This is a genomic window from Sphingomonas profundi, assembly GCF_009739515.1.
GTDB classification, from domain to species: domain Bacteria; phylum Pseudomonadota; class Alphaproteobacteria; order Sphingomonadales; family Sphingomonadaceae; genus Alterirhizorhabdus; species Alterirhizorhabdus profundi.
Genome location: NZ_CP046535.1, coordinates 3,394,649 through 3,418,626, shown reverse-complemented (window position 1 = coordinate 3,418,626; position 23,978 = coordinate 3,394,649). Strand labels below are relative to the sequence as shown.

20 protein-coding genes are annotated in these 23,978 nt (G+C 63.5%); 3 read left to right on the top strand and 17 right to left on the bottom strand.

Annotated elements, in window-relative coordinates; genetic code table 11:
* Nucleotides 1-329: 329 nt before the first annotated feature.
* The 6 genes from GNT64_RS16375 to GNT64_RS16350 form a co-directional block, all read right to left on the bottom strand.
* Nucleotides 330-1,450 (bottom strand): IS3 family transposase gene (locus tag GNT64_RS16375; protein WP_156680489.1). Its coding sequence is split into 2 segments (ribosomal slippage): nucleotides 330-1,201 and nucleotides 1,201-1,450, totalling 1,122 coding nucleotides; the frame shifts between segments, so codons are not numbered across the junction.
* The gene (locus GNT64_RS16370; protein WP_156680488.1) at nucleotides 1,401-2,435 is read right to left on the bottom strand and encodes a DUF4238 domain-containing protein; all 1,035 of its coding nucleotides are present in this window, start codon (nucleotides 2,433-2,435) and stop codon (nucleotides 1,401-1,403) included. The genes GNT64_RS16375 and GNT64_RS16370 overlap by 50 nt, the downstream gene beginning before the upstream one ends.
* A 63-nt stretch (nucleotides 2,436-2,498) precedes the next feature.
* Nucleotides 2,499-3,479, bottom strand: a complete 981-nt coding sequence (locus GNT64_RS16365) for a TIR domain-containing protein (RefSeq protein ID WP_156680487.1) — start codon at nucleotides 3,477-3,479, stop codon at nucleotides 2,499-2,501.
* Nucleotides 3,425-3,988, bottom strand: coding sequence for a Mov34/MPN/PAD-1 family protein (locus GNT64_RS16360; RefSeq protein WP_156680486.1), 564 nt, complete (start codon nucleotides 3,986-3,988; stop codon nucleotides 3,425-3,427). Before GNT64_RS16360 ends, GNT64_RS16365 begins: the two co-directional genes overlap by 55 nt.
* Entirely contained in the window at nucleotides 3,966-5,660 is a 1,695-nt protein-coding gene (locus GNT64_RS16355) for a ThiF family adenylyltransferase (protein ID WP_197277041.1), read from the bottom strand. The genes GNT64_RS16360 and GNT64_RS16355 overlap by 23 nt, the downstream gene beginning before the upstream one ends.
* Before the next feature lie 8 nt (nucleotides 5,661-5,668).
* Nucleotides 5,669-7,249 carry an adenylate/guanylate cyclase domain-containing protein gene (locus GNT64_RS16350; RefSeq protein ID WP_156681705.1) on the bottom strand — a complete coding sequence of 527 codons (1,581 nt, stop codon included), beginning with the start codon at nucleotides 7,247-7,249 and terminating at the stop codon, nucleotides 5,669-5,671.
* Between the two features lie 146 nt (nucleotides 7,250-7,395).
* On the opposite strand from GNT64_RS16350, the gene GNT64_RS16345 reads away from it, so the two are divergent.
* Nucleotides 7,396-10,497: a tetratricopeptide repeat protein gene (locus GNT64_RS16345; protein WP_156680484.1), complete on the top strand. Its 3,102-nt coding sequence runs from the start codon at nucleotides 7,396-7,398 to the stop codon at nucleotides 10,495-10,497.
* A 55-nt stretch (nucleotides 10,498-10,552) separates the two neighbouring features.
* On the opposite strand, the gene GNT64_RS16340 is transcribed toward GNT64_RS16345, so the two are convergent.
* The 6 genes from GNT64_RS16340 to GNT64_RS16315 all read right to left on the bottom strand — a co-directional run bounded on the left by GNT64_RS16340 (nucleotide 10,553) and on the right by GNT64_RS16315 (nucleotide 18,395).
* On the bottom strand, nucleotides 10,553-11,260 hold the full coding sequence (locus GNT64_RS16340; protein ID WP_156680483.1) for an adenylate/guanylate cyclase domain-containing protein: 708 nt from the start codon (nucleotides 11,258-11,260) through the stop codon (nucleotides 10,553-10,555).
* A gap of 5 nt (nucleotides 11,261-11,265) precedes the next feature.
* Nucleotides 11,266-11,769, bottom strand: a complete 504-nt coding sequence (locus tag GNT64_RS16335; protein ID WP_156680482.1) for a Pycsar system effector family protein — start codon at nucleotides 11,767-11,769, stop codon at nucleotides 11,266-11,268.
* A gap of 368 nt (nucleotides 11,770-12,137) precedes the next feature.
* On the bottom strand, nucleotides 12,138-15,056 hold the full coding sequence (gene mobF, locus GNT64_RS16330; RefSeq protein WP_156680481.1) for a MobF family relaxase: 2,919 nt from the start codon (nucleotides 15,054-15,056) through the stop codon (nucleotides 12,138-12,140).
* Nucleotides 15,057-15,060: 4 nt separating this feature from the next.
* Nucleotides 15,061-17,385, bottom strand: a complete 2,325-nt coding sequence (locus GNT64_RS16325) for a type IV secretion system DNA-binding domain-containing protein (RefSeq protein ID WP_156680480.1) — start codon at nucleotides 17,383-17,385, stop codon at nucleotides 15,061-15,063.
* Nucleotides 17,375-17,665 carry a hypothetical protein gene (locus tag GNT64_RS16320; RefSeq protein WP_156680479.1) on the bottom strand — a complete coding sequence of 97 codons (291 nt, stop codon included), beginning with the start codon at nucleotides 17,663-17,665 and terminating at the stop codon, nucleotides 17,375-17,377. The genes GNT64_RS16325 and GNT64_RS16320 overlap by 11 nt, the downstream gene beginning before the upstream one ends.
* A gap of 484 nt (nucleotides 17,666-18,149) precedes the next feature.
* Nucleotides 18,150-18,395, bottom strand: coding sequence for a hypothetical protein (locus tag GNT64_RS16315; protein ID WP_231639054.1), 246 nt, complete (start codon nucleotides 18,393-18,395; stop codon nucleotides 18,150-18,152).
* A gap of 406 nt (nucleotides 18,396-18,801) precedes the next feature.
* Here GNT64_RS16315 and GNT64_RS16310 point away from each other — a divergent pair, with 406 nt between their 5' ends.
* Both GNT64_RS16310 and GNT64_RS16305 read left to right on the top strand, forming a co-directional pair.
* Nucleotides 18,802-19,086 (top strand): DUF6437 family protein, encoded by a 285-nt coding sequence (locus tag GNT64_RS16310; RefSeq protein ID WP_156680478.1) that lies wholly within the window; start codon nucleotides 18,802-18,804, stop codon nucleotides 19,084-19,086.
* Entirely contained in the window at nucleotides 19,079-19,288 is a 210-nt protein-coding gene (locus GNT64_RS16305; RefSeq protein WP_156680477.1) for a hypothetical protein, read from the top strand. The genes GNT64_RS16310 and GNT64_RS16305 overlap by 8 nt, the downstream gene beginning before the upstream one ends.
* Nucleotides 19,289-19,341: 53 nt before the next feature.
* Here the strand turns inward: GNT64_RS16305 and GNT64_RS16300 are convergent, their stop codons facing one another.
* The 5 genes from GNT64_RS16300 to GNT64_RS16280 form a co-directional block, all read right to left on the bottom strand.
* Nucleotides 19,342-19,749, bottom strand: coding sequence for a single-stranded DNA-binding protein (locus tag GNT64_RS16300; protein WP_156680476.1), 408 nt, complete (start codon nucleotides 19,747-19,749; stop codon nucleotides 19,342-19,344).
* Nucleotides 19,750-20,469: 720 nt separating this feature from the next.
* Nucleotides 20,470-20,877 carry a type II toxin-antitoxin system VapC family toxin gene (locus GNT64_RS16295; protein WP_197277039.1) on the bottom strand — a complete coding sequence of 136 codons (408 nt, stop codon included), beginning with the start codon at nucleotides 20,875-20,877 and terminating at the stop codon, nucleotides 20,470-20,472.
* A complete protein-coding gene (locus GNT64_RS16290; RefSeq protein WP_156680475.1) occupies nucleotides 20,874-21,140 on the bottom strand; it encodes an antitoxin in 267 nt (88 codons plus the stop codon). The genes GNT64_RS16295 and GNT64_RS16290 overlap by 4 nt, the downstream gene beginning before the upstream one ends.
* 95 nt (nucleotides 21,141-21,235) lie before the next feature.
* Entirely contained in the window at nucleotides 21,236-22,207 is a 972-nt protein-coding gene (locus tag GNT64_RS16285; protein ID WP_156680474.1) for a DUF2493 domain-containing protein, read from the bottom strand.
* A 59-nt stretch (nucleotides 22,208-22,266) separates the two neighbouring features.
* Nucleotides 22,267-23,958 carry a hypothetical protein gene (locus tag GNT64_RS16280; protein ID WP_231639053.1) on the bottom strand — a complete coding sequence of 564 codons (1,692 nt, stop codon included), beginning with the start codon at nucleotides 23,956-23,958 and terminating at the stop codon, nucleotides 22,267-22,269.
* Nucleotides 23,959-23,978 lie beyond the last annotated feature (20 nt).

Below are 23,978 nucleotides of genomic sequence, written 5' to 3'. Positions count from 1 at the left end.
TCTCGGTGTAAACGAGATGCTCGGCATACGGCTCAGAAAAAACCGAAAGCGGATGAACAAGTTCCGGGTGGCAAGTATCGATTACGGCACGCAAGGGAGGGAGCTAATTGAAGAAGCCATCTTGCTCCATAGTCTCTGTCAATCGCGCAGCCTTCTCTGGCGTATCAACATAGGGCGACAGAATGGGCCGTTTCCCAAATAGATGCCGCCAAATTATTCGCAGATGGCCAGGCTCGAACTCCACATCGACATGCACCGTGGGCACGGTGGCGGCGTAATGCCGCACCAGGTCGTCGCAAGAGCGGTCCCGAGTGACCTGCTCCCCGTTTTCAGGCCGCTGATAAGTTAGCTTCGGTGTCTTCATGCCTTTGGCAGGGGCGGTTGGTGAACTCGGCGGGTGCCATGCCGCCGAGGCTGCTATGCGGACGCACGGTGTTATAGTCCGTCCGCCATGCCTCGATGATCCGTCTCGCCGCAGCGAGCGAGGGGAACAGGTGCTCGTTCAGGCATTCGTCGCGCAAGCGACCATTGAATGATTCCACGAAGCCGTTCTGCTGCGGCCTGCCCGGAGCGATGTAGTGCCACTCGACGCCGGTGTCCTGACACCAGGTGAGGACGGCGTGACTGGTGAGTTCGGTGCCATTGTCGCTGACCACCATGCACGGCAGCCCGCGGCGCTCGGCGATGGCGCTCAGCTCGCGAACAACCCGCCGGCCTGACAACGAGGTGTCGACGATGCATGCCAAGCATTCCCGGCTGTAGTCGTCGATGACGTTGAGCACGCGGAACCGCCGGCCGCAGGCCAATGCATCCGATACGAAGTCGAGCGACCAGCGTTGGTTGGGTTCCTGTGGAACCGCCATCGGTGCTCGTGTGCCCAACGCCCGTTTCCGGCCGCCGCGCTTGCGCACCGTCAGCCGCTCCTCGCGATAGAGCCGGTACACCTTCTTCAGGTTCATGCCCTCGCCCTCCCGCTTGAGCAGGATCGCCAGCCGGCGATAGCCGAACCGACGACGCTCGTTTGCGATCTCGCGCATTCGCTCGCGCACAGCATCGTCCTTCCCGCGGAGCGGCTCAGATTGCCATGCCGACCGGTTGACCCCGATCAGCATGCAGGCGCGACGCTCGGAGAAGCCGTGGTCGGCTATCAGCTTCTCCACCGCAGCGTAGCGATCCACAGACCGGGTCAGTTTTTTCCCAGCAGATCCTTCAGCGCCGACACGTCCAGCATCGACTCCGCCAGCAGCTTCTTCAGCCGCCGGTTCTCGTCCTCCAGCGTCCGCAACCGCGCCGCTTCCGACACGGTCATCCCGCCATACTTCGCCTTCCAGTTGTAGAACGTCGCATCGCTGATGCCGTGCTTCCGGCACAACTCGGCGGTCTTCACCCCAGCCTCGTGCTCACGCAGCACGCCTATGATCTGATCCTCGGTAAAACGGCCTCGCCGCATCGCTCGTCTCCATCTGACGAGCTAACCTACCAATGGCATGATTTCCGGGGAGCAGGTCACGAGCAATATAGAGCCGATAGCCGAACTGGGCGACCGTCCTGTTGACCTTGCGAACCTTCGCCTTGTCGCTCAGCACACGGTGCCGCATAACGCTGTTTACCGGACGAAGGCGCGTCGATCCGCGCAGCACCATACCTGCATCGATTGGGAAAATGAGCTCGATCTCTCCATCCTCGGGGTAGGGTATGCGAGCATGAACTGGTTGGTCGGGATCGTAGAAGCAAACTGGATTGTCGGTAGTCAGGAACGGCAAGTCGGTCTTGTTGTGAAGGACCTCAAAGCCCATCCGGAAGGCCAAATCGCCGCTACCCATAATGTCCTGGGGCATATTGGCTAGGCTCTGCTCGGGATTGATGCCAACGGGGACGCGGTCGAGCTTCCCAGCATATCCCGCCAGATCCGCGGGCAGCGCCCCGACCGCTTCTAAAGTCTGGATCTCCGCGCGCATCTTTTGTGCCAGCAGATATTCATGTCGTTCACGCGCCGCCGGCACACGCGCCATTAGGATCGCAACCATGCCAAGTAGATTGAAGGAAATAGCCGGCGACAGGCGCTTCGCACGCGCGGCGGCGACGGTGATAGGCCACACAGTCTCCACACAATTCCAATGATCTTCCCAAGAAGTGTCATCACGTCCGCCATCCTTGGATGAGAGCGAATAATATAGTTTGCGATACGCGATCGAGCCGGGCTGTGATGGCTGCGGATCATCAGGTTTGTTATCAAAGTAAGCCCAGACTCGGCCGTCCGGGTCTGTGAAACCCGACATATAGGTGATGGACAGGTAGTGATGTTTGCGAAGCTTTCTCCCCGCCCCACCGCTACCGGCCTTCAGTCGGCTGAATGGAACAACGTCGCCATCGGTAGGGACTAGCCCCCAATTCCAACGAGACATCGATCCTCGAGCAAAATGCAATTTAGTCATCGACGTCCTCTAAATGGTAACCGAGCTGGCGCAGCCCAATGACCGGCGATTGACTTCGCTGTTCTAATTCTTCTCGATTAGCGAAGCGCGAACACCCATTTCCTCTATGATGGCACTGATCCGATCGATCACGGGGCCGAGCGCCACAGCCCGAGCACTGGCTTTGTCAGCGGTTGCATAGGGAAGCGGCGTCAGACCCTTGAAGTCGGACGGCAGTGTCACATCGGTGCGTTGCGGCACCAGCAAAAGAGTCCGATGGCGGCCAAGGCGGGACATGAAAAAGCCGAGCTCGAAGATGACGTTGTCGCGCGGGACCGCCGATGTCTTGCCACGGGCTGTGACGAGATCATCGGGCTCGCAGAGCGCAACGCCGAAGTCTGCAATGTTGACCTGCTCCTCTAGGGCTTCGATCGGATACCCGCCAGCCGGAAAGATCATATCGTCGCTCCAGATCTCAACGTCCGCATCGTGGGAAAGCCCGACGCGAATGGACTTTGCGATCGGTAGCGCCTCCGCAGAGCAGATCATGAACACCCGGGGGCGTATATTGGCACGGTTGACGAAGCGATTCCTCTGTTCGAGCCGCCCAGCAAGGTCATGGGCGACGAGGCGCCACATTTCGGGATGCGCTTCGCCGACCTCGACGAACTTTTCATAGCCAACTTTCAACGTGACCACGTCCTCGACCGCTTCGATGGACGCGGATCGGCCGATACTGGGATTTATGGCCGACATCTCGCCGATGGTGCAGGGTGGCTCGCGGTGATAGAGGCGCACCCCGTTGATGATGATCAGGCCTCGGCCGGACAGCAGAAAATGTACCGACCGATCGCTGTCACCTTGCTCGACGATATTCTTGCCTGCGGCGAATTCGACCAAATCGCCGGCATCGGCAAAGGCCGCAGCGATCGTCTCGTTGCCGCGAATAATCTTCTGGCCGAGCAGCGCGTCGATCAACACCGCGCGATCCTCATATCGTTTCTTCAAGCTCAATCGTTCCTCCTGTTGATGTCTTTCCTGCGCCACCAGCCTGACCAGTTCCAAGGCCGTAGGGTGGGCCTGCCGGAAAGGGTCGGATCATCAGCCGGCCTCGGCTGAACGCGGATCTCGACCCGCGTCGGCGCCGATCCTGGCGTGAAGGCCGTTGCGCCAAGTTCGACACGCTCGCCGCCGTCGAGGCGGATGATGAGCAGGACCGCGAACAACGGCGCGTCGTAGCCGTCCTCTACGATCAGCTGCATCTGCGCCAGATCGGTGGTGCTCGGAACAGGCAGGTATAGGGGATGGGAATGCCACTCGCCCAGATAGTTGAAGCGCGCATAGTCGGCGCCGGTTCGGTGGAAGAAGCTCCGCATGAAGCGACGATGTTTCTTGGGATGGCGAACGAAGCAGCTCTCAGTTCCGCCCGAACGCTGAACCGAAAGATCGACCACGCGGAATTCTTCGTCCGCCACGTGCTCGCCCACAAGCACACCGCCAATTTCACGGGTGCCGGCGCGCGACAGCGCTTTTTCGAACTTCGCGATGAGATCAGGCGGCAGCGTTACGATCATGACGTTCCTTGATCAGGCGCTGCACGGTGGCCAAGCCGTTTGGATCCATTGCCGGCGTGGCTTCCGGCTCCGGTTGGCCGAGGTCTATCGGAAAGGTGTGGAACGGCTGTAAGAAGAGCCATCCCGCCTTCAGCCCGAGTAGATAGGCAGAGACGGGAAAAGCCGACTCGCCGGGCGACAGGAGTGTGTCGATAGCGAAGCGCGTGGCGTGCGCTGCGATCACGGCAACGTCGGCATCATCGGCGATCATCGGGCCACTCAAAGCGTCGATCCCGTACCCTGCGGTTGCACGCGGTGCGACGACGTTCTTCTTCGCGCACACCGCTTCGATCCGCGCTCGCGCGATCTGCGGCGCGGGATCGAGACCGGGCCGCGACCGGGCGATCATTCCGCCGAACCCGCCACCATAAATCTCCAACCACAGGAACGGCTTTCGGGCTGCAGCGACAACCGACCCGAGCAAGTTAAACACGCGCGCATTGGCGGTCGCGTCGATGATCAGGTCACAGGTCTGCAAAAGCGCCAGCACGCCGTCGATACTGCCGCTGCTCTCCTGTCCGGCGAGCTGCTGACGGCGCACGGTGCACTTGGCGGCCGGCGCGATCATCTCGATCCGGCGCCTCAGCCCCTCAGCCTTGTGATCGCCGACCGCGTCCCAGTCGAGATCGTGCCGAACAAGATTTTCGGGAAGCATCACATCGTCATCGACAAGCAGGAAATTGCCGACGCCGCTGCGGGCCAGGCTGGTCGCGATCTTGCCGCCAGCCGAGCCGCACCCGACAAGACCCACGGTCATGGTCCCAAGGGCCGCGCGAGATGGCTCCATGCGACCGCCGCTGCCCTCAGGAAGGCATTTGAATTCTGTGACGGTGTCGGCCCCGTCCTTCACCCAGAACAGACGGGCGACGCCATCTGCGTGCACCAGGCACATATCCAGCACGTCAGAGACATAGCCCTCGGGATAGCTGCAGCCCGCTTCGGCAAGAGCCTTCTTTAACCCAGATGCAGTTCCCAGCGCAGGAATCGGCATTCCGGCTGGTAGAATGGCGACATGCCCCTTCAGGGTCAGGCTAGATGCCTTCAGGGCTTCCGGGACCGTCGGGTCACGCCAAACAGGGTCCTCATCGCCGACAGTCAGCGGGATCACTACGTGCGTCGTCGAGCGCAAGAAAAAATTCATTGGCAGCAGTTGCGGGCCTGGCGTTGCATCGAGCTTGCTCGCAAGAGCCCGGGTCAGGACAAAGCCCACGGCCGAGGCGCGCAGTTGCTGACCCAGGCTTTCGGCATGGCGCGATGGCAGGACCGGATGCGCTTCGGCATCATTCGGCGTTTCACCGTGCAAAAGCCGGTAAGCGCTCTCGACCATCTGGGCACCCGTGATGTCGGGCGTCCAATTGTCCGGGCCCCATTCGAGGCAAAGTTCGCCGCGTCCCCATTGGTGCTCCGACCATCGTTCGGGAGATTGGGGAAGAACCGAGATCGGGGTGTAAGGAAATGTCTGCGGATATGTCAGCCGGATCGGATAGCACTTCGGACCGATCTCGATTTCGGCATCGAAGCAGAGCCGGACCTGATCGTCGAAATAGATGCTGGCGACGGTGAACCAAGCCTCACGCCTCTCAAGGTCGGCAAGGGCCGCCTGTTCGGATGCCAGGCGGCCCAGATCACGCATATACCACATCAGGCGAAGCCTGCCGGCTTGGTCGGCGTGGCATCGCGATTCGGAAAGCGGAAAGCGCTCGGCGCTGCAGCGGCCGGCGCGGCAATGATCGGCTCCAGAAGCGTCATCGCCATCGCGGCCTTCGCTACCTTGGCGGCCGCAGCCGTCGTATCCCCTTCGTCGGCGAGTTCCTCAAGCGCCACGTCATAGGTCAGGCCTGAGCGCTTGCGGCTGGATCCGAAAATCTTCTGTCCAGCGTTGGAACACCATCCATACGTGACCGCCCCGACCGCGGTCTCATCCCCGGCGCATCGACGCTGTTCGTGCTCCGAAGCCAGGATGGCTCGCCCAGTCGTGCAGCGGATCATCGACCCCTTCATGCCCAGGCGCGTCAGTGCGACGGGGCCGGCATCAAATCCGATTGCGATCCCGAGACCGGCAACGTCGATGCCCTCGTCCTCAAGCAACTTCAAAGCGCGGACGAAGCCGCTGCGCAGTGCGCCCGCGCACAGGATTGCGGTGCTCGCGCTTGCTTCGGTGTCGGCGGTCTGCGCGGTGCCTTCACCGATGACGCCGTGGACACAGTCGCCGATAAACCGGACTTTCCGCCCGCCGAAATCTTCGGTGAGCACGGCGTCGAGTTCAGCGCGCAGCACATGCAGTGCTCGCACGACCTCCATTGCATCATCGTCGTCGTCGATATGTCTGGCAACATAAGCGGTGAAGCCGTCGATGTCCGCATAGATCGAGATCGCGTCGTTGCGGCGCGAATTACCAGGCGTCAGCACCTCCAGATCGAGATCGGCGAACGGCGGGGTATGCCCGCTAAACAAAAACTTGCCGATCGGATTGGCTTCGAGGTCCTTTTTCCAATCCCGGAGGATACCATCCGCGGTCACGGCGAGCGCCGCGTCTTCCTGGCTATCGCCCACCTCGGCTGCGGTCAGCGCAGTGACATCTTCGTCATCCACCGCATCCAAGTCGATGGCGCCACGCGCTTCGTTGGACAGATAGATGCCGGTGTTGGTTCCGCCCCCGGCGCGCTTGGCGGCATGGTTCGCCGGTACGCCCAGGAAGAGCGGCTCGGAACTGCCACGGCGGCCGTTCCGAACCGCCAGGGCCAGGCCCGTGTCAATGCCGACCCTGACCTTTGCCGATGGAATCTTATCGTCACCATCCTCGCCGGTCTTTGCCAGGACATCCATAATCAGCTGGCCGATCGCCACCGCCTTGTGCACGCGCGCGGCTTCGTCGCCATACGGCTTGGCGACCACCAAGTGCAGCCGTTGATTGTGAAAATCGACCTGAATCGCATCCACCGCGGCGATGATCCGGTAGACGGCGCGATAATGAAGGTTAAGAAAGCGAAGGGTCCGCTTGTGGCACGTCTCGCCCTCGACCTCGGTCGACTGCAGCATCTCGCCCAAGTTGAGAATGTCCGCATAAACATGAACGCCGTCGACGCGATACGCCTTGTTCCGCGCGAGCCCATGCAGGTCGGTATCGCGTACATAATCCTTGATCTCGACCGTCTCGACCTCCTTCAAGCGGGTTGCCACCCGTTTGTCGGTCGTCTCGCTCTTCCACACCTTCTTTGCCATAATATTGAGATTCCTATTCATTTTCCGCTGAAGCCGGTCTGCCAGCAGAATTGTTGGCAAGACATAAACCATGTTTTTCCGTTTGCCAACAGAATTGTTGGCAGCTAGGAGTGCTCACTGGTGCAGGTCATGGAGCGACGCTGACGATGGCGTACAAATTCAATCCGGCCTTTCAGTCCGATGATGAGGCCGTATCGAATTTCATCGTTCGACAGCCCGAGCTTGCAGAGACCCTCACGATCCTGCGCGGGGAGACGGCGGCGCCGCGGGCCATTCTGGTCGCACCGCGAGGTGCTGGGAAAACGACCTTGTGTCGGCGCGTGCTGGCTGAAATCAGGACTGATGAAACGCTGCACGCATTGTGGCAGCCGATTTTCCTTGGCGAGGAAAGCTATACGGTCACCACGCCAGGGGAATTTTTCCTCGAATGTCTGTTCTATCTCGCCGATGATGCCGGCGATGCAAACCTCAAGGCCCGGCACCGCGAAGCGGTGACGATCGCCGACGAGACAATCCTGCTGCAGCGCTGCCTGGAGATCTTGCGCGAAGTGGCGGCAGCCGCTGGCAAGCGGCTTCTTGTGGTCGTCGAGAACTTCCACATGCTGCTGAACGATCAGATCGGCAGCGACCGCTCAATCCTTCTGACCGCCTTGGCCGACGATTCGCTCTTCGGTGTACTCGCAACTTCCGTGGCGCAATCGACCGACGAGAGTTCGAGCTGCCCCCTCGATGGCTATCGCATCCTGCCGCTCCGGCCACTGACACTTGATGAATGCCATGCGCTATGGGCCTCCCTCACCACGCACGACGTGCCGCGCGCCCGCATCCGACCATTGCAGATCCTAACTGGCGGCAGCCCACGACTAATTCATATTCTTGCAGATTTCATGCGCACGCCCTCGCTTGGCGATCTCATGGAAAACCTCAACCAGCTGATCGATCAGAACACCGAATATTTCAAAAGCCAACTCGACACGCTCCCCGCGGTCGAGCGGAAGGTGTTCGCTGCACTGCTCGACGCCTGGGATCCGAGCACCGCAAAGCAGATCGCGGAGGCAGCGCGGGTCAACGTAAACACGGCCTCCGCCATGCTTGGACGGTTGAGCGACCGCGGTTCTGTGATCAAGGAGCAAGGTCGCGGACGATCGGCGCTCTATTACGCCGCCGAGCGGCTGTTCAATATCTACTATCTAATGCGGCGGCGCAGCCATCCTTCGAGCCGGGTCCGCGCGCTCGTAGCCTTCATGACCGAATATTATGATCGGGACGAATTGGTCGCGACAACAGCCAAACTCGTCGACGAAGCTTGCCGGTTCGAGCCTGCGAAGCGGGCGGATTATCACTGGGCCTTCGATGCCATTTTGACGGGGCAACCCGAGACGGTGCGCGCGCGTATCCTAGCGCAGACGCCCGCTGATTTTCTTCAGTCACTGCGTCAGGACGGCTTGCCGGCCGAAGTCGCGCCAAGTTTGATCGAAGCGGAATTCGAGGAGAGCGACGGCGATGCCGCTGTCGACAGGCTTCTCCGCGATGCACGCGAGGCACTGGAGAGCGAGGATGCCGACCGGGCAAAGGCGTTGCTCGCTGAGGCCGCAGCCATCAGCCCATCAAACCCGATGCCATTCATACAATTGGCGTTCACGCACCTTCAACTTCACGAACATGAGGAATCGGTTCGCGCCGCCGAGCGCGCCGTGGAACGCGAGCCCGAGAATCCGGGCACCCATTCAGTGTTCGGGCTAATGCTGTCGTTTGCGGACCAGACCGAGGCGGCCGAAGTCGCCTTCAATCGCGCGTTAGAAATCGACCCCAGCTGCGCGCCGGCGATCCTTCATCTGGCACGTTTGCGCGACCGGAATGATGACGAAGATGGCGCGCTCTATTTGTATCGCAGGGCGGCTGCGCTCGGCGAGCTGACAGATGACGCGACGACACACTTTGCCAGAATCCTGATGCGTCAGGACAAGGTGGATGAAGCCGAGACACTGCTTCGCCAAGCGCTCGAAGATAATTCTGATCGTTCCGATGCCAGACACCTTTTCGCCAGCTTGCTTAGTGGAACCGGTCGTGCGCCAGAGGCGATCGCGCTGCTCCGCGAGGTAGCCGAGGGCGGCGAAGATTGGACGGCCTGGGCCGATCTCGGCGCTTTCCTCTCAGCGGAGGGGGAGTTTACTGAGGCGCGCGCCGCGCTCGACCGGAGCGTCGCTATCGGCGCCAGTAGCCCCGCGATCTACGAAATGCTGGCAACTGCCATGCGCCACATGGGCGAACCTTTCGAGGTGATTGCCAAGGTCGCCGACGCAATGCTGGAAAAGCGTGCCGGCGATGTCTGGGCATGGATTGCAGCCGGAGATATCTACAGCGCGAGCCGTCAGCGAGATCGCGCCGAGAAGGCCTATCGTCACGCCACGACCCTCGAGGATGGCGAACCGGCCTGGGTTAGGCTGGCGCGCCTGCTGATGGAGAAATCCGCTTCGGATGCCGAGGCGGAGGCCGCACTGCGGAAAGCCGTCGAGGCGGTCTTGGATAGCGGCGCATGCGGTCCGATGCGCGAAGTTGCCGAATTGCTTGTCCATCATGGCGACGATGACGATGCCCTCGAATTGCTAGACGAGGCTCTCGCTGCGAATGAGGACTGCTACTGCAGCCTCGTGCTCCAAGGGGACATCGCGGCCCGCCGGCACAACGAGGATGGCGCGCGTGAATATTTCAAATCCGCCCTCGCCCTGAATGACATTGGGGTATCGGCGCTGACGGGATTGGCGCGCATCTCTGCGCCTTCCGAAGCGCAGGCATTGATTGGCCGGGCAATGGAGGCGGACCCCGACAATCCCAAATGCCTGTTGGCGCGCGCGCAGTTGACCGATCGCGAACTGCAGTTCCGGATCGAGGACGGCGCCGAAGCACTCAAACGCGATCCAGATCTGACCGAGGCACGGCTCTTTCTCGCACCGCTTGAAGCAAAGCGCGGCGACATTCAGGCGGCGATCGCCCATCTCGGTGCCGCACTGCCGGAATTGGAGACGCGGCGCGAGCTCATCCCGAGCTTTGTCGACACAAGCCTGGAGCTTGCCCGCGTTGGCCTCAGTGCTGAGTTGAGCGTGTTGCTCGACTCCGAAGAGGGCAGAACGGTGGAGCCGCTCTCGATAGCGCTGAAGCTTAATCGAGGCGAAACGCCAGCTGTTGCCAAGGAAATTAGGGAAGTTGCACTTGATATTCTGGACCAACTTCACGCCGCCGAACGATAATCGATGGCTTCTTCGAGAGGACGATCCTGATCGAGATAAGGTGCGTTGAACGCCGTTACGGCGTCCACTCGTAATTTGAGCGATAGACGGCCTCGTCAACGCCCGCGAACTTCATGCTCCGCTTTTCCCACATATTAACGCCTTTGCTCAGCTTCGCTTCGTCTAACATCGCATCATACACTGCGGCCGAGATGAAGGTACAGAAGGGATATTCTCGATTATCGGAGAGCTTCGCCGCAAAGCTTGGCGGGCGACCAATCCAAATAAGGTCGTTATTGTTGCGGATGCCCGCGCGTACCGCCCTGGAGATGCCGACATCGATACCGCAGGCTTGCCGAATCTTGACGTCATTGTTCTTTACCGAGTTGAACCGGGCGGTTGCCTTTTTCTGGATTATATTTTCGGTCGCCCATTGTATCTTAAGCGCGGCCTTCACGGAGTTCGTTCGCTTCCTATCGCCGATAAACACGCCCATTACACGATCGCCATCGAAGCTTCGAATCTCGCCTCCTTGCGCTCGGATGATGCGTACCGAGCAGTCCAGATAGGCGCGGATGATTTTCGCTGTGGTGTCCCAGGGGCAAACCTTTGCGATGACGCCCGATCCCGCGAGGTCGGCATAGAGGAACGCGGCATCCAGCTTCACGGCGCCGTTTGACAAGGCGATGTCGTCCGATGTCGGTATTTTCTGACCGTCGCGCTCCTCGAACGCCGTTCCTAGAATGCCGTCGACGGCGTTAGTGAGATCGTCTTTCAATGCCATCTGACTTACCCGCGAAACACGGGTATCCGGCTATGTTCGATTGCCGTCATCACCAGAAAGATCACAAAAGGCAGGAAGGTCGCCAGCGTAATACGGATTGCGACAGCAATGGCCCGGTATTTCTCGCACAGAATGTGGGAATTGCGCCAGACTTGGCCAAGCATGTCAGAGCGATAGTCCGCCTCGCTAACCGCTTCGAACTCGTCCTTGAATTTGATTTCCGTGCGGTCTTGGATTGCGGCGAAATAGATCAGGCTGCCCTGGCCGCCCTCAAGATCAGGAAAGTTGCACCGATAGAGAAATGTGTAGGACCCGACTAAGCCAAGGACCAGAAAAACAGCGGGAATGGCGATGTACCATTGTTTGAGATCGCCAGCTTGTACATTGAGCGCACTGACCGTCAGTACAGCAGAATTGACGGTGAACAGCCCAGCGACCTTGGTGTCAACGCGGGGGAAAAAGTCCAAGACGCGCGTCAACTGTGCTTCAATGACGGTCAGATCTTTCATGCTACCCCTCCGATCGGAGACGGTATCAAGTTCCGTCGGCGTAGCAAAGCATGTTCTCTGCGCGACGCTTGGACGACGAGCGCGGATGAACAAACGACTGCTTTCGGGAGGATCGCAATCGGCCATGAACTCCCGGGATGGACGCCAAATCCAACGCGCCGTTTCGCTGCCGGGAGTGTCCGCTAGTCCAATCGCGCTCCCGAAAGGAGGCTTTCCGGACTGTCCAACTTTGCTGCCGCTCCAACTTGCTGTGGGCCTCGCCAGGTTCGAGGGCAGGCAACATGAACGAAAGGCCGGTTTCCAGAGGCGATCCCGCCGCCGTCAACGTCGTCTTCTGGGTCGTTTATCTGAGTCCAATCTGCTCCTATTCATATCCCGATTTCGTACGGCTTCGACCGACCCTGATCGTGGTCGAGCGTCCTCTCGGGCGGTGTCGGTCCGGAAGTTTTCGTTGCGTTTGAGTTCCTGGCGCCGCGCAACTCGCCGCTGGTCTCGAGCGCCGACGCCTTTCCGCCCGGAGCGCGTAGCAGCTGTCTTTCGAGCTGGCCTGCTCGATCGACGACGAGGGTCAACGCATCACGGAGCCGGGTCACCGTCACGAGGAAAGTCTGCTGGTTGACGAGCCTGGTGTCGCGCGTTTCCATGACGGCGATCCCGCGATCCGATGTCAGCCCCTGCGCCATATGAGCATTGAGTGCATAAGCTAGGTCTAGCCGCTGCAGCATCGGGTCGCCGCGGGTCAGGGAGACAGTCTGTCCTTGCGAGGTTTCCACAAGCACGCGGCGCCCATCGATCGCCACCACCGTCGCCTGATCGGCGTTGAACAGCCCGCGCTGATGGTCGTTCGCCGTCCAGCGGATGCGATCCTTCTCGTGCAGGGTCAGCGCCTTCGGCTCGTACAACTGAAGCGGGCTCTCACCGTGCCGGATGCGCAGCTTGTCCGGACGCAGACTCCGTTCACGCCCACCCGACAGGCGCAGGGTCACCGTACCCGTTCGATGATCGACCTTCTCGACTGTGGCGCGCGCCCGAGGCAGCCGCTGGCCGACCTGCGGGCGGCTAATCTCGACGATCATGCCGACCTCATAGCTCTGCGACCGTCGCAGTTCCTCGTTGGTCACGCTGACGCGTTCGAGTACCGTCAGATTCATGCTGCCCGGCCCAATTTCGCCGCGCGCGATCAGCCCGGCCTGCACCGCCTGATTGACCTCGCCGCGGAGCCGCCGCCCCGAGGCGTAGATCGCCGTGTGGCTGCGTTCGCCCGGCGGAAGCGCCAGCCAGCGCTCCGCCGCCTCGGTGCTGCCGCGCCCCGGCGCCTCGATCGTGAACGGCGCCAGCGCCTCCATCGCGCGGTCGACCGCGCCGATCTGCGCGGCCGCCGCCGCAACTTTGATCGCCTCACCACGCGCGCGCAGATTCTGGCTCATCTGCGCGGTCGGCGCACCGGCCTGCTGCATCACCGAGAAGGGTTTACCGGCATCGACGGCGCCGAGTTGGCGCGCGTCGCCGACGAACGCCATGCGGCCCACGCCGATCAAATTGGCGAGCCGGACGAGCTTCAACTGGTCGGGATTTGACAGCATCGACGCTTCGTCAACCAGGACCGCAGCACCGCCCAGTGACTGGCGCGCGTCGGCGAGCGCGCTACGATCGGGAGTGGGACCGAGCAGCTTGTCGTGGCTCTTCAGGAAGCGGGCGACGGTCATCGAAGCGATACCGGTCTCCCGCTGCAGCATCTGGACAAGCGTATTCTGCACGGCGAGACCGAGCACCTCACGGCCGCCGGCGCGGATGATCTCGGCGGCGGGCGCGAGCACGCTGCTCTTGCCGGCACCGGCCACACCCTGGATCGCGACGATGCGGTCGGGTGAAGCGAGGATCATCGCGCCGGCGGCACTTTGGCCGGGGTTGAGGATGATGCCGGATCGTGCCTTCGCCGTGCCGGTCAATCGATCGATAGCGGTCTCGCCCGGCACATAAACGGCGCCGTTGCCGCGACCGACGTCGACCTCGGCGAGCATGCGCCGCTCGGTCTCCAGCGCCTGCGCCGTGGTGATCATCTCGGTCCGTCTGCCCGCGACCAGCTGTCCGGCGCGGGTGAGCGCCTCGACCCGGCGCTCGACCGCCTCGATGCGGACCGGCAGCCCGGTGTCGAGCGCGGCCTTATAGATAGCGGTCTTCGCGAACGCCGCCTCGCGCTGCTCGAGATGGCGCAGCGCCGAAGCCACGGCATGCGCTGCCGCCGCCTGAGCCGGTTCCATGCGGTTCGACGCGCGGGGCAGATAAGGATCGGCCGGCGCAAGCCCGAGCCGCTCGCGCAATACGTCGATCACCGTCGATGCGCGCTCGGCGGCGCTGCCGATTGCGCGGGCGAGCTTCGACCAGCCGGTGGGCACCGCCTGGCGTCGCACGTCGGCCGCGGCGATCATGGATGGGAGGTCGAGGCCGGCGTCTTTCGCGCTTTGCCGCCACGCCGCGTAGAGCACCACCCGATCCACCGCCGCTGTCTTGGTGGGGCGGGTCATCAGCGTCGCCGCGGCGAACGCTTCCGGCGTCCGGCTCCCCATCTCCGCAACCTTTGCGAGGATGTGCTGGCGCCGGGTGCTGAACGCCATGACGAGGTTGCGACCGATCCCGGCGGCTTCGAAATTGCCGTGCTTGGTGCGGTCGCCGATTTCGTAGCCGAGCGCCTCGACGCGCTCGCGAAAGCCCGTCATCGCGATCGAGTTCAAGAGCGTATTGAGCGACCACAGCTTCTCGTTGTGGAGCGCGCGCCACTTGCCGTCGGGCCCTTGCGTGACGTTGGCGATGACGGCGTGAAGATGCGCCTGCGGGTCCTGCGCGCGGCTGGTATCATGCTCGAACAAAGCCGTGACAAGGTTGCCGGTCGCGACGACGCGCTCCTTGCCCTTGACCTCCATACGGGTCTCCGCGGCACGGCTTTCCGCCCAGCGCAGCGTGTCCGTCACCGCCTCTTTATAAGCATCGAGGATCCGCCGGTCGCCGCCGACCAAGGCGAGCAGCGACCAGCTCTTCGGCAGCGAGAAGGTGAGATCCATGCCGGCGCGGTGGCGGTCGGGCAAACCGACCTGGGTGCCATCGGGGAGGCGTCCTTCCAGCAGCGCCTCGAACCGGTCCTTATCGACTTTCCCCTCGAGCCCGAGCGCCGCCGCACCCTTGCCGAACCATTCGCCGGAGGTTTCCGCTTCGCCTGTGGTGTAGTAATTGTCGGCGGCGAAATAGCCGGCGGCACCCTTGGCGGAGCGAACGCTCGAGACCGAGAGCATGGCGTCACAGGTCCAGCTCGGGTTGATCGATCGGCCCCGGATCGGACGGTGCGATGCCCTCGCGCATCTCGCGCAGCGAGATGTTCTCGGGGCGCGTGAGCGGTTTCAGCCCATGCGCGGGATCGACGCTACCGGGGCGGCCATCGTGCGGCGCATCCGTTCGAGCCGCGCCGTTTTGATTGCGCGCATCAGCGTCCTGCCCGGACCGTCCCGGCGTACGGGTCGGCGGCGCATCACCCCCGCTCGTGGTGCGGACAGGTCGCTCAGCGGGTCCCGAGACGGGCCGGTTCGCCCTGGCAGGTCCGCGGCCGAACGGTGTGGCGATCCGTCGCTCCGCTCGCTCGCGCTGCTTGCCGGGAGCATCGCCATCGACACGCGCCGGCGCCCTGGCATCGGGCATCGCACGATCTTCTGCGGGCTTCGAACGCTCGCCGCTCGGCCCCGGACCTTGATCGTTTGCACCCGACGCTGCGTCGGTATTAGGCCGTGTGCTGCCAGCGCCAGAGTCCTCCCGGGCAGGGCGGCGACGGTCCTCAGGGAGACGCGGCGTGAACGGCTCGCTGATGTTCGGGAAGGCGACATAGCGTAGCTGGACCGGCGCCGCGGGGAAACCGTCCGGGAACTTCAGATACCCCTGCAGCCGCGGCAGGTTCATCAACTGATCGGGGAGCAGCAGCGGCTCGATCTGGCGCCGGGGTGTCAGGCTGACGGCGTCGCGGGCGTTGTTGTAGCCGTAGCTATAGCCTTCCTCCATTTCGCGATATTGGCGATGGCCGATGAAGTCCGAGCACCATGTCGCGGACTCGCGATCGGCGGTGGCGAGCACGAGCTTCGTGCGGGCGAGCGCGGCGAGCGTCATCGCCATATTGTCGCCGTAGGTCTCCTTGAGCTTGGCATAGGCATGGACGCCGACCACGATCGCACCACCATAATTGCGGGCGGTCTGCAGGCCCTTTTCGAGCGCCGGCAGACGGTGGAGCGCGCCGAGCTCGTCGAACAGAAACCAGAGCTTCAGGTCGGAGGTGCGGGGCCCGGCCATCAGCGTATTCATCGCCGTGTCCATCCACACGGTGAGCAGGCGTGAGGCGACGGCCATGTCCACATAGCGCGCTGACACAAACAGGAAGCTCCCGGTTTCGCCTGCGCCTGTGACCCAGTCCCGCACCGAGAAACGGGGCCCGGTCGTGGGCAGCATGCGCAGCGCCTTGGCGTTGGCGTTGAACACGGCGCGGATCGATTCCGCCATCCGCGCCGCTTCGGGCGCGGTCAGCGGATCGGCGACGGTGCCTTCCATCAGCCGGTGCACATGGGCGAGGCTGGCGGTCATCAGCTCGGTGGACAGCGCCTGGTTGGTCGCGCGGCCTTCCTCGACCAGCTTGAGGCACATTTCGACGAACAGCATGCGCGCGGCGAGCACCCAGAATTGCTCGGATCCACCGCCGTCGTGCGGCACCAGCGCCTCGGCCGCGGCGGTGAACGCCGCCTCGTCGGGGCAGTCCTCGAACACCGACCATTGCGGACAGCGTGCGTCGAGCGGGTTGAGGATGACGTCCCGCGCCGGGTCGTAGAAGGCCTCGATGAAGGCGCCGGTGAGGTCGAATATCACCGCGCGATGACCGCGGTCGCGCACTTGCTGGAGGAGGTCGCGCAGCGCCACGGTTTTGCCGGTGCCGGTGGTGCCGATCAGCATGGCGTGGCTCTGTTCGAGCCGCCACGGGAAGGGCACGCCGGCAAGCGTATACGGCTCATAGAGGTTCGCCGCGCGCCGCTCGGCCGGGGAGGCGAGCCGCCAGCTTGGGCCGAGCAAGCGGCGATATTCGCGCGACCGCTCGATGCGATTATGGGCCTCGATCTCCCCGATCAGCGCCGGGTAGGTTGCGAGCGTTGCGCCACGCTCGTGCCGGCTCTCTTTCGACCGCCGACCGAACCATGCCGCGGCCCAGGCGAACGCCATCGTCGCCGGTATGGTGAGGAACGCGGCGAGCATCGCGCCGTCACGGACCGCGCTCATGCATTTCGTCCAGGCCGACACCATCAAGGGGTGCTTGGCGGCGTTCGCGATGGGGATCAGCAGTGGGTGCCCCTCGCGCGCCAGATTGATCGGCTTGGCGAGGTCGAATTCGAACCATGTGTAGGCCGTGACGTAGAGTCGCATCCAGGAAAGATAGCTCTCCTGATCGGTGAGCGTGGCGTTGAGTCGCCACCAGATCAGCCCGCCGAAGGTCGCCAAGGCAACCAGCGCCGGACCTTTCAAGCCGGCGGCGAACATGAAGCCGAAATGCCCGATCAGCTGGCTGCCGCGGGTGAAGTTGACGAGCTTATGCCGCATCGGAATGGCCCTCCTCGGCGAGGCGCTCGTTCCACAGCCGCAGCATGTCGTGGCGCAGGTCGGGATTGGGGTGGGCGGCCAACAAACCGTCCATGGCGATGGCCAAATAGAGGATCTGATCGATCGCTTCCTCAACCCGCGACCGGCTACCAGCCAGTTCGTTGGCGATGAGCCGCCGGACGAGTTTTCCGACGTCGGTCTGGCGCGAAGTGGCCAGCGCGTTGAGCTCGGCGCGCATCGCGCTGCTGAGCCTTATAGCGATGAGTTCGTGGTACGACATGAACGTCTCCGTCGGGGGCGGAGGCGTCCGGTCACGCTGCGAAAGGCAGGGCCGGGATAGCAGAGGGGCAGGGGTGTAGGAAAGCGCTTTCGACGCAGGCGCAGGGACGTCAGCTACAGTGAGATCAAAGACTTAGCACTGTATAACGACCGTTTAACAAAATACATTGTCGTGTTATACGGTTATTGGCCAGTTATCCCAAGCATCTATACTGCGGCCCCGCCGCGTAAGGTGTGCACCCTTTGCCCCAGATAGTCCGAGTGCTGCGGGTGATGATGTATGACGAGGATCCGGCAATCGATCGGTGTTCCCGGAGGGACGCGGAGCGGTGAAAATGGGTCGCCCGGGGGCGCCGGAATTACACGTCATTCAGGAGTATTCATCCGGCCGCCTAGTCAAAATAGGATGTCGGCATCGGCGCCTCAAACCGCGCCTATCCGCTCTGGACGAGCAAAAGAGAGGGAGCGCTGTCCCTCTCACGCCGTTAACTTTCGTCGCTGCGGCCGGCGTCGATGGTATGGACGATCCGGTCGACCAGTTCCTCCATCAGCGGCTCGTAATCCCCTTCATCGGCGACCCAGTAGCATCCGTCATCGGTGCGGACGATGTGCTGGTCGAAGTAGCTGTAGCGCGCCCTCTCTAAGGCTTTGGCGTAGGCTGCCATATAGGCGGTATGATCGGCCTGCGCTCCGCTGTCCTGTGCTGCCGTGATCGTGCTGAAGTAGGTCATCGTCCATCTCCTCAACGTCGTGAAAGACGGCGTCTCGGGGACAGCGGGAGGGATTGGGGGTCAGGGACCGCGCGCTTCAGCGCGCGGCCGCGTAAGCGGCGATGGGGGTCACGATTTTTTCGGCCGCGCGCTGCTGCCGAAGTACAAGTACTGGCCTTGATCGGCCGGAAAAATGGTGGGGCCCCGTCGTCCTTGAGGCCCGATTTCTCCCGCTGTCACTCTACCCCATGTCGAGCGAGTAGAAGAGCTCGCCCGGCGCGGGCTCGATGCCCGCGACGGGCGATTGAAGCGCAACGGCAGCCTCGAGAGCTACCCAAATCCGGCCCGAAGAAAGAACTTTCCTACACCTCGAGCGATACCCGATGATCGGCATTGGAAGGGGCTTCGACCGACAAGGAGAGTGGTCGTGGCCAAGAAGAAGCCGAGCGCATTGGATGCGCTCACACGTCTGAATGAAGAGCGACGGGTGCTCGAAACCCGCGGTGCCGATGTCCGCCGCGCAGCCGCCCTGGAGCTCGGCTATGCCGTGCTCGACGCGGGCGGCGCCGACCTCGGGATCGCCCGACTGAAAGAGCTGGTGACGTTCGCGACTGCCGGCGAAAATCCGGCGCCACGGAAAGACGATCCCGCCTTGGCGCCCGGCAGCGAGCCGATGACACCGGCAAAGCGTGGGGAGGGGAGCCATGGCTGATCCGTCCACGCAGCGTGACGGGGAGGACATGATCGAGATGATCACCATCCTCGCCCACCCCGCGACCAGCTATTGGCTGCGCGACGCGATCGTCAGCGCGATCGAACGCGATCCGTTCGATGCCGAGCGCGATGCCCTGGTCCTGGCCGAATTGCTTGGCCGACGCCTCGACGCTTTGGTCGCCCGTCACTTCCCGTTGTAGCTCAACGAGAAGATGCCCCGGTGGCCGGTCGCCACCGGGGCCAATCGGTCCGATCAGAAGGGCACATCGTCGTCGAGATCGTTCTGGCCGCTGGTATCGCTGCCAGCAGACTTGCCGCGGCTGAGGAACTGGACATCGTCCGCGATGATCTCGCAGCCGTAGCGCTCGACGCCCTCTCGATCGGTCCACTTGCTGTAGTGGATGCGCCCCTTCACCGCGACGAGCATGCCCTTGGTGGCGTATTGCGCAACCGTCTTGCCGAGCCCGTTGAAGCAGGTGATGCGGTGCCATTCGGTCTCCTTGGCGGTGAAGCCGCTCGCATCCTTGAAGGTCTTGCCCTCGCTGTCGCGCTTGGGCCGGCTGGTGCCCAGACTGATCGTCGTGACGCGGGTGTCGTTGCGGGTCGAACGGGCTTCCGGATCGGCGCCGAGGTTGCCGACGAGAAGAACGGTGTTGGTCATGGCCTTGCTCCAGGTTCGTCGCCGGGACCGTCCCGATCGACTGAACCCCGGCCATGGCGAGGCAAGCCGAGACGATGCACCGAGGCCCGTCAGGGCCGACGGGGAACCCCCGAGACCGAGGCTGGCGCGGGCAGCGGAGGGCGAAGCCCGCAGCAACACGGGCCTGGGCTCGCGGGGTTGCGTCGGATCGCGCCCGCCATAGGGGAGATAAGTCGATGGGAACGGCCCTGGCTCACACCGGAGCTAGCTGACCGACCGGTCGTATTGAAGGGTCAGTCCTGCGGCCGCCGTGATCAGCACAGCCCGTCTACCCCGACGTTGTCGTCGCACGGCATCGCCCTCCCGCCCATCGCGTGAGGGGGGGCGCCGATCTCGGGTGCGTGGCGAATACCTCGGACCGATCACCTTCCTCGCGCCGTTCGATCGGCGGGACAGGCGGGGCCACGAACCATGACATGATCAGTCGACCAAATGCTGCGGGCGGCTCCCAGCAAAGTGACGAGACGGTCGCGCGCTGACCGGTCGCTGACGTTCGGACCGGGATGTCCACGTCGCCATGCCCGTTGATTTCGCGTGCGCCGGTGCGCGCCAGCCTGACATGCGAAGCTTCCGCTCCACCATCGGACCGTCGCCGTCCGAGAACGCCGCCGGGGTTCTGAAGCTGGCGCCGTTGGCAATGACAGCCGCGAAAGCGAGCGGGCCTCAATGTCCGCGCCGGCGTTAGTCGATCCAATTCCCGAGCAGGAGCGGCGCCGCGATACGGCTGAAGTGACGCTGATTGTTGGTAACGAGCGTCGCCCGGAGCGCTAATGCGTGCCCGGCGATCATCATGTCCATGTCGCCGATTGGCTGCCCTTCTGTCGTCAGTTGGTGGCGGATGTCGGCATAATGATCGGCGGCGGCACCGGTCCACGGCAGAACCTGGATGGTGTCGAGAAATTGGCCGACGAGTGCCTGCAGCCGGTGCGCCGGGTCGATCCGCTTGAGGCCGTAGACGAGTTCGGCGCGGGTTACCGCCGAGATCGCGACGTCGGCTGGATCGAGCTGGCGGAGACGATCGGCCAGCGTCTCGCTGCGACGTTTGATGATGTAGCTGGCGGTATCGGTGTCGAGCAGATGGAGCATCATTCGTCGTCGAACACGCCGGGCTTACCGGGGGCGTTGTTGAGCGGCCGCGTCTCCATAAAGTCGCCGGCGTCACCGGCGGCGTCGGCCAGCTCGAAGAATTTGCGCCAGGCAAGCGCGCCGGGGCGGGAGGATAGGGTGACGTCGCCAGAGGTCGGATCACGACTGATGAAGACTTCCCCGCCGTCGAAGCGGAACTCGGCGGGCAGGCGCACCGCCTGGCTCGCCCCGTTGCGAAACAGCTTCGCCTTGTGGATCGCCGTCATGAATCACCTCCGTCTATGCGGCAGTATAGACTCTCTTGGCTGCGAGTAAAAGAAGAGGCTGGACCGGCGCACCGGTCCAGCCGAGACTCGTGCGCTCAGGCAGCGGCAGTTGCGGTTTGCAGGATGGCGTTGTGCTTGGGATTGGTCCCGAGCGGGCCACGCCGATCGACGATGGCGATGCCCTGCCCTTTGGCCTGGATAACGAGACGCTCGAGCACCCCGTTGCCGGCGAAGGCGACGACGTAGCGGGGATTCAATCCGAGCATCTGCTCGTTACGGCGAAAGCCGGCGCGGGCGCCCAGCCGGGTATCGAGGCTGAAGCTGATCTGCGGCACCTTGTGGCGCTCTGCCCAGGATGCGGCGAGCCGATCGGCGCCTTTGCTGTCGCCACCATGGACGAGGACCATCTCGGCGACATTGGCGCGAACGCGGTCGAGCGTTCGCCAGATCGCATCACCATAGGCCTTGGCGTCATCGGCTGACGAGAAGCTCTGGCGGCCACCGGCGAAGACGACGGGGGTGCCCTTCGGCATCGCGGCCCGGCGCTTGCCCTCGGCGCGGGCTTTCAGGAATTCGCGGCCCTGGACCACGGCCGACGTGGTCAGCGCATCATGACTGAGCCGCGATCCGCCGGCGGGCTTCCACGACGAGCCGGTCTCAGCCAGATAGAGCGCAGCAGCCGTCTCGCGGAGATTCTCGAGCGCGAGCATCTCGGCGTCGGCAGCCTGGGCGCGTTCGATCTGGTGCTCGAGTTCGGCGGTGTGGATCTCCGATCCGTCGTTGGTCGCGAGCAGCAACCGGATCTCGTCGGTCGCGCGGTCGATCCGGGTCGACGCCTTGCCGGCGGCACGGTGGAAGAGGTTGACGAATCCCCAGCCAAGCTCCTCGGCCTGATCTTCGAGGATGGTATCGGTGAACAGGGCGAAGAGGTCGGACCAGACCGCGGCGAGCGTCTGATCAATCGCATCGGGATCGGGTCGGGCAAGGCAGTGGGTGCCCGTCTCGGCCTTGATCGAGAGATGCCCGAGTTCGAGTGCGGCGAGCTGGGCGGCAAGGGTGGTCGGCATGAGAGGTCTCCTGGGTGACGCCGCACGATCGCGGCGACGCGAGCCCGAACACGGCGGCATCAGGGACACGGGCCACCCCCCGGCAAGGCTGGCGCGGGCAGCCTCGCGGGAAACCGCGCGAGGCAACACGGGCCGCAGGCGGGCGGGTTGCGCGTGGACCGCCGGCGGGTAAAGGGCCTCTGCAGCGCCCGCGTGACGGGTCGCCCCGACCTCTCAGTCGGTGCTGTCGTCCAGCGCATTCGGCCTCGGTGACGCTGCGGCGAAAAGCCGGGATCGAGCGACCGGTGTCCGACCTGTATGAGCCTCAAGATTAGCGACCGCACAGGCGGCTCGTCGCTCGGCTCGGTGACGCGTTCGCTTTCGGTGTCGGATCCATCGGTCGCCGCGACACCGACCGGGGTCGGCAACGCGCGTCCCGGCGTGCGCAGCGGCTCGGGCAGCCAACCCGTGCCGGCGAGCAGGCCCTGCGCCCGTTCCGCCATCTCGGCCTTCTTGAGGTGATCGATGCGCTTGACTTGGTCGGAGCCCCGGCCCTCGGCCACCGCGGCGAGGATGCGCGGCTTGGTCACCCGGCCAAGGAAGTTGTCGACCGTCGCGCTCCAGCCGAGACCCGCCATGTCGAGATCGACCGCCTCTGCCAGCCGATCGGCGTGCGCGAGCGCTCGGGGCCGCCGATTATAGGCGTCGTAGGTCGCGTTGACCGACATCGCGACGCAGTGCGCGAATAGGTGCTGGCGGTCGTCGGCGTCGAAGCCGGCGAGCGCATCCCACAGCGCTTCCGGATCCTTGGGCAGCACCTTCGCCCAACGCTCATGCCGCGCGTCGAGCGATTGGGCCGACGCGGTCTCGCCGAGGCCCGCCGGTTGGCCGGCGAAGCCGCTGCTCTTGGCGTCGAGCTCGACACAGGTGTCGAGCGCGTAATTGTAGAAGCGGCGAAGCACGAGCGCGTGCAGCGCGGCGAGGAACGCGACCTTCGGGTTGGCCCCGATCGCGTCGCGGAGCGCGACGGTGCGGTGCGCGGTCAGCTCGGTCAGCAGCCGGTCGGGGATCGGGCGGAGACTCTCATCTTCCTCCGGCTCTGGCGCGGATGCCGGTTCTATTACCCCCGCCTCACCAGTGTCGTCGCTGTTCGCGGTGGGCGACGTCGTGTGATCGACAGAATCCGCGTCGTCGCCGTCCGGCGCCGGTGCGAACTCCGATTCGACCGCTGGCTCGTCCTCATGCCGGACGAAGCCCCGGTCCACCCGCAGACGTCCCTGGGCGTCGATGCTGACGAACGCGCCGGCGATCGCGACCTCGGCCGGATCGAAGATCACCGGCCGATCGTCGAGGGCTTCAAGCGCCGTCTCGATCTCACCCATGCGGTTGTCCGCCTCGTCGGAGAGTTCCTCCGCCTCGGCGTATTCGGCTTCGATCTGCTCGGCCTCCGCCTGTAGCGCATCGCGCGCCGCTTCCTGCTCGGCGGTGAGCGGAGGCTGCTCGCCGGTCAGCCGGCGCAGACCGTAGTGGTGGCCGTATGGCACATCGACCAAGGTCTCGATCCACTTATATCCCTCGGCGGCGACCGTATCGGCTGCTTCGCGCAGTTTCTCGGCAACGAGCATGTCGAGCAAGCCGGCGTCCTGCAGCCAGCCGCCCTCGTCCGCCTGGAACAGGTCGTTGAGCACCTCGCCGCCGGCCTCGACATAGGCATCGATGCCAACGAACTGCGCGCGCTTGTCGGACGCGCGTATGGCGCCTTCGGTCAGCATACGGCGGATTTCGTAGGGCT

What these genes read in the sequence shown, in the direction of transcription:
- GNT64_RS16305 (WP_156680477.1), top strand. Translation starts at nt 19,079, where the DNA reads ATGGCTGATCCGTCCACGCAGCGTGACGGGGAGGACATGATCGAGATG.
- GNT64_RS16335 (WP_156680482.1), bottom strand. Translation starts at nt 11,769, where the DNA reads ATGAAAGATCTGACCGTCATTGAAGCACAGTTGACGCGCGTCTTGGAC.
- GNT64_RS16320 (WP_156680479.1), bottom strand. Translation starts at nt 17,665, where the DNA reads ATGTCGTACCACGAACTCATCGCTATAAGGCTCAGCAGCGCGATGCGC.
- GNT64_RS16340 (WP_156680483.1), bottom strand. Translation starts at nt 11,260, where the DNA reads ATGGCATTGAAAGACGATCTCACTAACGCCGTCGACGGCATTCTAGGA.
- GNT64_RS16285 (WP_156680474.1), bottom strand. Translation starts at nt 22,207, where the DNA reads ATGCCGACCACCCTTGCCGCCCAGCTCGCCGCACTCGAACTCGGGCAT.
- GNT64_RS16280 (WP_231639053.1), bottom strand. Translation starts at nt 23,958, where the DNA reads ATGCTGACCGAAGGCGCCATACGCGCGTCCGACAAGCGCGCGCAGTTC.
- GNT64_RS16290 (WP_156680475.1), bottom strand. Translation starts at nt 21,140, where the DNA reads ATGACGGCGATCCACAAGGCGAAGCTGTTTCGCAACGGGGCGAGCCAG.
- GNT64_RS16370 (WP_156680488.1), bottom strand. Translation starts at nt 2,435, where the DNA reads ATGACTAAATTGCATTTTGCTCGAGGATCGATGTCTCGTTGGAATTGG.
- GNT64_RS16300 (WP_156680476.1), bottom strand. Translation starts at nt 19,749, where the DNA reads ATGACCAACACCGTTCTTCTCGTCGGCAACCTCGGCGCCGATCCGGAA.
- GNT64_RS16350 (WP_156681705.1), bottom strand. Translation starts at nt 7,249, where the DNA reads ATGGCAAAGAAGGTGTGGAAGAGCGAGACGACCGACAAACGGGTGGCA.
- GNT64_RS16315 (WP_231639054.1), bottom strand. Translation starts at nt 18,395, where the DNA reads ATGACCTACTTCAGCACGATCACGGCAGCACAGGACAGCGGAGCGCAG.
- GNT64_RS16360 (WP_156680486.1), bottom strand. Translation starts at nt 3,988, where the DNA reads ATGATCGTAACGCTGCCGCCTGATCTCATCGCGAAGTTCGAAAAAGCG.
- GNT64_RS16325 (WP_156680480.1), bottom strand. Translation starts at nt 17,385, where the DNA reads ATGCGGCATAAGCTCGTCAACTTCACCCGCGGCAGCCAGCTGATCGGG.
- GNT64_RS16345 (WP_156680484.1), top strand. Translation starts at nt 7,396, where the DNA reads ATGGCGTACAAATTCAATCCGGCCTTTCAGTCCGATGATGAGGCCGTA.
- GNT64_RS16295 (WP_197277039.1), bottom strand. Translation starts at nt 20,877, where the DNA reads ATGATGCTCCATCTGCTCGACACCGATACCGCCAGCTACATCATCAAA.
- GNT64_RS16355 (WP_197277041.1), bottom strand. Translation starts at nt 5,660, where the DNA reads ATGCGTGATCTGGGCCGCCTGGCATCCGAACAGGCGGCCCTTGCCGAC.
- mobF (WP_156680481.1), bottom strand. Translation starts at nt 15,056, where the DNA reads ATGCTCTCGGTCTCGAGCGTTCGCTCCGCCAAGGGTGCCGCCGGCTAT.